Below are 7,889 nucleotides of genomic sequence, written 5' to 3'. Positions count from 1 at the left end.
GATCGCTGACGCTCGCCGAGGCGATGACCGTGGCGTCGATAAGTGTGCCGGTCCGGACAACGACGCCACGCGCGGCAAGCTGGTCGCCGACCGCGTCGAAGAGAACGCGGTCCAGGCCACGCTTCACCAACTCACGGCGGAACCGGACGCTGCCTGCCGGACGCGCCGTATCATCCTCCCCCCAGGTTTGCGACGGTCTCCAACGGTGGAGATAGGCGGAATTGGTCTGGCGGCACACATCGTTTGGTGGCAGCCTGTGTCATGTCGGCCTCGCCATGGACCATTTCAGTGTGGAGTCGCCATGGACGCCTGGAGGTTGTCCCTCCTCGGCGGGTTCGAATTGCGAACGGCTGCGGGCTCGTCGGTCGTGCTCACCACCAGAAAGGCGATGGCCCTGCTGGTGCACCTCGCCCTGCGCCCCGATCACGCCCAATCCCGCGACAAACTTGCCGCCCTGTTTTGGGAAGACAGCCCGGGCATCCAGGCCCGCAGCAGCTTGCGTCAGGTGATCGCCGCCTTGCGCCGGCTGCCCGCAGAGGGTGGCCCGCCGCTGTTGCTGGCCGAAGGCGACATGGTGGCGCTCGCCTCAGGCTGCGTCGAAACCGACGTTGCCGCGTTCGAACAAGCGGTGGCGAAGGGGATGGCTACCGGTTCGGTGGAAGCGCAGGATCTCGCTCTGGAGCTTTATCGGGGAGACCTCTTCGATGGCGTTGCGTTGCGCGCGCCGACCTTTGATGACTGGCTGATGGCTGAACGACAGCGCCTGCGCGAACTGGCGCTCTCCACGATGACCCGACGGCTCGATGCCGCGTTGGAGGCCGGCACGACGGAAGCCGGTGTCCGCACGGCGTTGCGCATCTTGGCGCTCGATCCGTTGCAGGAGCCAGCGCACCGGGCGCTGATGCAGCTCTATGCCCGCCAGGGACGCTACGCTGCGGCGCTGAAGCAGTATCAGACCTGCCGCAGCCTGCTGGAGCGCGAGCTGGGCGTCCTGCCCGAACCGGGAACCGAACGCGTGTTCCGTGAGGTTCTCGACCGCCGGCGCGCCCGCGATGGCTCCGCCCCCGCTGCGCCACCTCTGCTGGACACGTCCCCGTCCGCAATGTTCCCGTCCGGAAACGAGGAGCCGGGCACACCCACCGTTTTACCGGAGCCCGTTCCACCGGAGCCGCAGCCCGCCGCCTCCGGTCCCGCCGTTAAGCCCGAATTGCGGTACGCGGCCATCCTGTGCATCGGCCTGACCGGTGTGGAGGAGGCCGGCGCCTCGCTCGATCCAGAGGACGCGCACACCCTCTCCACAGGGTTGTTCGACCGCATCGACCGGATCGCCAGGGATTATGGCGGACAGACGGTGCGCCATGGCGGCGATACGGCCCTGGCGGCCTTCGGTATTCGGCGTGCGTTCGGCGACGATCCGTGGCGCGCGGCGCGCGCAGCGCTGGACATCCAGACGGAACTAGGGCGTGTGGCGAAGGGGATGGGCGTGCGGGCCGGCGTCGCCTGCGGTCTGGTCGTGGTGGATGGCGCACGCGGCGGGACCGTCACCGGCAAGGCCATGCACGACGCCACGCGTTTGGCGGCGCGCGCCGCCTCCGGAGAAACATTGCTGTGTGACGGGATGCGCGGCGCCCTCGGCGACCGCGTGGACGTAGAGCCGGTGTCGGACGGAGAGGAAGCCATCACCTGGCGTCTGCGCGGACTGCACGGCGGCGTGGGGCCGGCCCGTCATCCCTTCGTGGGGCGGCAGGCGGAACTGCGCCAGTTCCGGGCGGCACTCGACGGGTGCCGCGAGAGCGGCATCGGCACGACCATCCACCTTCGCGGCGATCCCGGTATCGGGAAAAGCCGCCTTGTCGGCGAATTCCAGCGGATCGCCGCCGAGGCGGGGTTCCGCAGTGCCGTCGGCGTTGTGATCGAGGTTGGCGTCGGTCGCGGGCAAGACGCGCTGCGGGCCTTGGTGCGCAGCCTTGCCGGACCGCCAGCCGATATCGACCGGCTGTTCGACGACCGGCTGCCCAATGGGGGGCTGTCCGATGGGGGGCTGTTGCCGGCGGATGCCCGCCTGCATCTCTATCCAATCGTGGACCGACCGCTGCCGCCGGACCTCCAGGCGGTGTACAAGGCGCTGGACCACCCCGCGCGCGATCGTGGCCGGCGCAAAGCCTTCGCCGCGTTGGTGCGCGCCCGGAGCACCGCACAGCCCCTGCTTCTCGTGGTGGAGGACGTGCACTGGGCCGACGCACAGACCCTGTCCTATCTCGCCATGCTGGCGGCGGTGGTTGCGGAATGCCGCGCCATGCTGGTGATCTCCACCCGTGTTCAGGGCGATCCGCTCGGCGCCGAATGGCGTGCCGCCATCGGTGGGGCTCCGGTGCTGACCCTCGACCTCGCGCCCTTGCGCCGGGACGAGGCCGTGACCCTCGCCAGCACCTATGCCAACGCGGGGGCACGGCGCGTGCTTCGTTGCGTGGAGCGGGCGGAGGGCAATCCGTTGTTCCTCGACCAGCTGCTGCGCAGCCAGAGCGATGGGGAGGACGTACCCGGAACCATCCACGGGATCGTGTTGGCGCGGACCGACGCGCTTGCCCCGCTCGACCGGCAGGCCTTGCAGGCGGCCTCGATCCTGGGACCGCAATTCACGCTTGATGCGCTGCGACACCTGATCGAGAAGCCTGACTTCAGCGTGGCCGCGCTGCTCGGCCAGGCGCTGATCCGCCCGGATGGGGAGTCGTTCCTGTTCGCCCACGCCCTGGTGCAGGAGGCGGTGTATGGAGCGCTCCTGCGCTCGCGGCGGCGCGACCTGCACCGGCGCGCCGCCGCTTGGTACGCCGCCCGCGACCCGGTGCGCCACGCCGAGCACCTCGACCGGGCGGACGACTCCACGGCCGTCGCGGCCTATGCTCGCGCTGCGGAACTGTGCGCCGCCGATTTCCGGTTCGAGCGTGCGGTCGGCCTCGCCGAGCGCGGGCTCGCCCTAGCCGGGACGCGCGCGGAACGCTTCGCGCTTGCCTATCTGCGGGCAGAACTGCTCGACGCGCTGGGCGAAGCCCCGGCGGCGGTGCAGGCGTTCGCCGCCGCTCGCGATCTTGCGAACGATGATGCCGAACGCTGCCGGGCCTTGCTCGGCTTGGCAGCCGGCAAGCGGGTGACGGAGGACCTGGACGGCGCCATGGCGGCGCTGGCCGATGCCGAAGCGGTGGCGGTGCGCGCCGGACTGACCGGCGAACGGGCGCGGGTCCACCACCTGCGCGGCAACCTCTGCTTTCCGCGCGGCGATCTGGATGGCTGCTTGCGCGAGCATCGGGCGGCGCTCGACTGGGCGCGGCAGGCCCGAGCGGTGGACCCCCGGGCGGCGGAACTGGAGATCGCCGCGCTGGGCGGGCTGGGCGACGCTCATTACGCCCACGGCCGCATGGTGACCGCGCGCGAGCATTTCGAGCGCTGCGTCGCACTCGCCCGCGAGCATGATCTGCCGCGTGTCGAAGTGTCGAATCTCTATATGGTTGCGATCACGCGCCTCTACCTCAACGACCCGCGCGGCGCAGTGGAGGATGCCCGCGCCGGCGCCCGAGCGGCCCACGACATCGGCCATCGCCGGGCCGAAATGCTGTCGCATCTCGTCGCTTACGAGATCCTGTTCGAATTGGGTGATGCGGCCTCCGGTCGCGACCATCTTGCCCGCGCCCGGTCACTGACGCAACAACTCGGTGCGCTGCGCTTCGAAGCGGAGCATCTGGCGTTCGAGGCGAAGCTGGAACGCCTGGCCGGCCGTCGTTCCGACGCCTGTGCCCTGCTGCACCGGGCGCTTGACCTCGCCCGCGAAACAGGGCTTGGCTATATGGGGCCGTCGATCCTGTCGGAATTGGCCCTGTGCTGCGACGACCCGGCCGCCCGGCGCGCGCGGCTGGACGAGGGGGAAGCGTTGCTGGCCTGCGGAAGCGTCGGCCACAATCATTTGCAGTTCTACCGGGACGCCATCGACACGGCGCTGGATCTGCACGACTGGCCCTTGGCGGAGCGCTACGCCCAAGCCTTGGAGAACTACGCGGCCGCCGAGCCGTTGCCCTGGTGCACGCTGTTCGCTGCGCGCGGCCAGGCGCTGGCCCGCTGGGGCCGGGGACTGCGCGACGAGGCGACCCGGCGCAGCCTCATAGACGCGCTGGAGGAGTGCCGCCGGGTCGGCTTCGTCCACCCGATCCAGCGCGTGCAGGACGCGCTGACCGCCTGATGCGCCTACAGCCGGTTCAGCGCCAGTTGGCTGCGATCGCCGGCCCATGAGCGGGCGAGGCGCTCGGCGGTCTGCTCGGCTTCGGCGGTGCGGCCTTGCGCCATCAGCGCCTCGGTCAGACCATAGAGCGCCCAGCCGTTGTGCGGGGTCTTCGTCAGGCTGGCGCGGAAGGCGCGTTCCGCCTCCTCCGCCTGCCCGGTCTGAAGCAGGACGGCACCCAGAGACTGCCGCACCGGATAATACCAGTAGGGCGGCTCCATGTAGGACAGCGTGTCCTCGATGGTTGCGGCCTCGCGGAATTCCTCGAGGGCAGTTTCCAGGTCACCGCGCGCCTGCGCAATGCGTGCCAGCACCACATGGCGGGACAGCGTGGCGATGCGGTCCGCCGGAATGCCGGCCGCGTCCAGGCCAGTGAAATCGGTGGTGCGGACGATGGTGTCGATGGCTTCCGCCTCGCGCGCCGCCTCGGCGCCGTTGCCCGCCGCCGCCTGTGCCACCCCGCGGGCGTAGTGCCACAGGGCCTTGACGTAGGGAAGCTCGTCGCCGGGATCAGGCAGCGCAAGGGCGATGGCCGGCGCGCTGTACTGGGCGTGCGCGAAATAGGGCGCGGCCTTGATCGGCTGGACCCACGGGATCGTCCGCGCCGCCTCCTCGGTGACAGTCCTGGCAAGCTTGTCGGCGGAGGCGACCACGGTCGGTCCATCGCCGGCCATCTGCGCCGACACCATCAGGAAATGAATGTTGTGGGGGTAATAGGCGCCGGGATAGAGGCCGGAGGCTTTGACCCTCGCCAAGTAGGCTTCGTCCGCGGCCACCGCGCCGCGGTTGGCCTCCAGCGAGTCCTTGTAGCGGCCGACCCGGTAATAGATATGCGAGGGCATGTGCACGATGTGCCCCGCCGCCGGCATCAGCCGGCCGAGGCGGTCGGCGTGGGGCTCCGCCCGCTCGGGCCGGTTGGACGCTTCGACCATGTGGATGTAATAGTGGATCGCGCCGGGATGCTCCGGATCGGACGCCAGCACTCGTTCCAGTGTCGCGACGATGTCCGCGGTGCTCCCCTTCGGCGTGCGGCCGGCGTCCGCCCAGTAATCCCAGGGCGTCAAATTCATCATCGCCTCGGCCGTCAGGACAGCGATCTGCGCATCCTCGGGAAACCGCCTTGCGACCTCGGCCATCACGTCGGCGTAGGCCGCGTCGAGCGCCTTGCGATCGGCGGGCGCACCCTCCGCGTAGCGGCGGGCGAGGGCGTCGATCAGAGCACGCTCCCGGTCCGTGGCGTGGGCGGCGTGGGCCTGCGCCTGCCGCAGGGCCTCCAGGGCTGGCGCGTTGGCATCCGGCTCCATCGGCCAGTTGATGTTGGGGCCGAGCACCAGCGCCTCGCCCCAGAAACACATGGCGCAGGCGGGATCGAGACTCTGCGCCTTGCGGAAGGCGCGTCTCGCCTCCCCATGATTGAAGGCGTAAGACAGGCGGAGCCCCTGGTCGAAAAAGGCTTGGGCCTGCGGGCTGGCGGTGGTGACGGACCATGAGAGCGTCCCAAGACCGTCGAGCAGGTCCACCGAAGCGTCCAGCGGGCCGGTCGCTCCGGTCCCCATCTCGGTAAAGGGCTTCACTTCCGTTTTGAGCGGGCGGTGCATCGAATGGTCTTGTGCGCTCGCCGGACACGCCATGGCGAGCACGGCGACGGCGAGGAACGTGGAAGGGTACGGAATGCGGGCCACGGCGTGTTCTCCCTGCTGTTCTGGCGGGAACGATAGGCCCCAACGCTAGCCTCCGGCTTGTCAGCCGCCCGTCATGCGGAGCGTGAAAGCGGCGTGAAAACCGCCGCGGCGAGGGGAAAAGACGAAATCGGGCCATGGCGTGAGGGTCCGCTGTGCGAATTCACGCACGATTCACGCGCCTGATGACGGGCGGCAGACGGGCGAGGGGGCATGGTGCGGCCACGACATTCCCCGTATCCGGAAAGGAACGCCCCGATGACCGCCATGACCTCTCATGACAGCACCGCCACCGTGACCGACAGCTTCGACCAGGGCCGGGCCGACGCCTTCGCGGAACGGCTGATCGGCGTGCTGAACGGCGGCGCCATGGCGCTGATGACCTCGATCGGCCATCGCACCGGCCTGTTCGACCGGATGGCGCTGCTGCCGCCGTCCACCAGCGGAGAGATCGCGCAAGCCGCCGGACTCAATGAGCGCTATGTTCGCGAATGGCTGGGCGCCATGGTGACGGGCGGCTTCGTCGCCCTCGACCCCGACACCGGCCGCTACGCCCTGCCCATGGAGCATGCGGCCTCGCTGACGCGGTCCAGCCCGTTGGGCAACGTCGCGGTCTATGCGCAGTACATCCCTCTGCTCGGCTCGGTCGAGGACCGCATCGTGGAGTGCTTCCACAAGGGTGGCGGGGTGCCGTACGAGGCCTTCGCCCGCTTCCATGAGGTGATGGCCGAGGACAGCGGCCAGACCGTGCTGGGGGCGCTGATCGACCAGATTCTGCCCCTGGCTCCGGAGATCGTGGAGCGGCTGGAATCCGGCATCGACGTGCTGGACGTCGGCTGCGGCAGCGGCCGGGCGCTGAACCTGCTGGCCCGGACATTCCCAAACAGCCGCTTCACCGGCTATGACCTGTCGGTGGAGGCCATCCGGCGCGGGCGCACGGAGTCCATTCAGCACGGGACGGGCAACATCCGCTTCGCCCAGGCCGATCTGACGCATCTGGACGAGGTGGCGCGCTACGACCTGATCACCGCCTTCGACGCCATCCACGACCAGAAGGAGCCGGGAACCGTGCTGAGCGCCGTCGCTCGCGCGTTGCGGCCCGGCGGCACCTTCCTGATGCAGGACATCCACGCCTCGTGCCACCACCACAACAACATCGACCATCCCATCGGACCGCTGCTCTACACCGTGTCCTGCATGCATTGCATGACCGTGTCGCTGGCCCAGGACGGTGCTGGGTTCGGGGCGATGTGGGGGCGGGAAACGGCCATTGCGATGCTGCGCGAACGCGGTTTCATGAACGTCACGGTGCAACAGCTGCCGCATGATCTGCAGAACGATTATTACGTCTGCCGGCGCGAGCCCTGATTGGCCGGCAAGCCGGGCCAGCAACTATTCAGAACAGGAGACAACCATGTCGTCCACATCCATTCATGCGGTGCTGCGCGCTGATCGCAATACCGTTGGGTTTGCCGCGTGGCGTAGCGTGGCTGACGTTCTTCTCGTGCGCCTTGGGGAAGGGCACCGGATGCGCCGGACAATGGCCTCTCTCCAGGAGATCGATGATTGGACTCTGAAGGACATTGGCGTCAATCGGTGCGAAATCATGTGCTTGGCCCAGCAGGGGCTCAGTAGGCGACGATAAGTGGAAGGCAATCCGCGCGGAGACCGTCGCAAACTTGGGGGGAGGATGATAGGGCGCGTCCGGCAGGCAGCGAACCGGGTGTGCGATGAAGTGGCGGGGGCGTTGTCAGGGGAACGGTGGCAGCGCGCCAGTCGCGGCATTATCTTGCTCGGAGAGCTATGCGGGAAAGTGGGTGATGACGGTCTGAAGAAGGCGGCGTATCGAGGCGGGTGACGAAGCCTGCCAGAACCTCCACGAGGGAGCGATACGCCATGGACGAGATTAGCAAGGTTGTCCGCTTACGTCAGCCGGAGGAGAT

The 7,889-nt window shown here is 68.8% G+C and carries 4 protein-coding genes; 3 read left to right on the top strand and 1 reads right to left on the bottom strand.

The annotated features are described in order from the left end of the window. Positions 1–301: 301 nt before the first annotated feature. Positions 302–4,228, top strand: coding sequence for a BTAD domain-containing putative transcriptional regulator (locus AC1DVI_RS31590; RefSeq protein WP_476961347.1), 3,927 nt, complete (start codon positions 302–304; stop codon positions 4,226–4,228). A gap of 5 nt (positions 4,229–4,233) precedes the next feature. Here AC1DVI_RS31590 and AC1DVI_RS31585 read toward each other — a convergent pair whose 3' ends face one another. Then, the gene (locus AC1DVI_RS31585) at positions 4,234–5,949 is read right to left on the bottom strand and encodes a tetratricopeptide repeat protein (RefSeq protein WP_476961346.1); all 1,716 of its coding nucleotides are present in this window, start codon (positions 5,947–5,949) and stop codon (positions 4,234–4,236) included. 255 nt (positions 5,950–6,204) lie between these two features. Between AC1DVI_RS31585 and AC1DVI_RS31580 the strand changes: the two genes are divergently transcribed. Together AC1DVI_RS31580 and AC1DVI_RS31575 are read left to right on the top strand one after the other, a co-directional pair. After that, complete coding sequence (locus tag AC1DVI_RS31580; protein ID WP_476961345.1) at positions 6,205–7,314, top strand: class I SAM-dependent methyltransferase; 1,110 nt, start codon at positions 6,205–6,207, stop codon at positions 7,312–7,314. Beyond that, the gene (locus AC1DVI_RS31575) at positions 7,271–7,591 is read left to right on the top strand and encodes a DUF1127 domain-containing protein (protein WP_476961344.1); all 321 of its coding nucleotides are present in this window, start codon (positions 7,271–7,273) and stop codon (positions 7,589–7,591) included. Before AC1DVI_RS31580 ends, AC1DVI_RS31575 begins: the two co-directional genes overlap by 44 nt. The last annotated feature ends 298 nt before the right edge of the window (positions 7,592–7,889 follow it).

This window comes from Azospirillum sp. P4_B5, from assembly GCF_056402275.1.
Note: the sequence above shows the minus strand (reverse complement) of the source record. Positions and strands in the feature narration are given on the sequence as shown.

Excerpts from the sequence above, each read along its gene's own strand:
- AC1DVI_RS31590 (WP_476961347.1), top strand. The coding sequence starts at position 302 with ATGGACGCCTGGAGGTTGTCCCTCCTCGGCGGGTTCGAATTGCGAACG.
- AC1DVI_RS31580 (WP_476961345.1), top strand. The coding sequence starts at position 6,205 with ATGACCGCCATGACCTCTCATGACAGCACCGCCACCGTGACCGACAGC.
- AC1DVI_RS31575 (WP_476961344.1), top strand. The coding sequence starts at position 7,271 with ATGATCTGCAGAACGATTATTACGTCTGCCGGCGCGAGCCCTGATTGG.